Genomic DNA, 207 nt, shown 5'->3' with positions numbered 1-207 from the left:
ACGACGGCAATCCGGCGTTCTTCTACAAGAACAAGGGCGAAGGCAAGGCCGAAGCCAAGCAGCGCCTGGAAGTGCTGGAATGGCAGGCCAAGATTTTCACCGGCACGTCGGATTGCCGCGGCTTTGCGTCGGGTCACACCTTCAAGCTGACCGAGCACCACTGGTTCGAGCAGGGCGGCGGCGACAACGACTTCCTGGTGCTGTCGG

The 207-nt window shown here is 61.8% G+C and carries 1 protein-coding gene; it reads left to right on the top strand.

The genetic code is table 11. The annotated features are described in order from the left end of the window. Positions 1-207, top strand: a 207-nt coding sequence (locus tag F2P45_RS37615; RefSeq protein ID WP_223164956.1) for a contractile injection system protein, VgrG/Pvc8 family, incomplete at both ends; no start/stop codon positions are given.

The organism is Massilia mucilaginosa, from assembly GCF_011682145.1.
In the GTDB taxonomy this organism is placed as follows: Bacteria; Pseudomonadota; Gammaproteobacteria; order Burkholderiales; family Burkholderiaceae_D; genus Telluria_A; species Telluria_A mucilaginosa.
The sequence above is the reverse complement of the archived record's forward strand: the minus strand, read 5'-3'. Positions and strand labels throughout refer to the sequence as shown.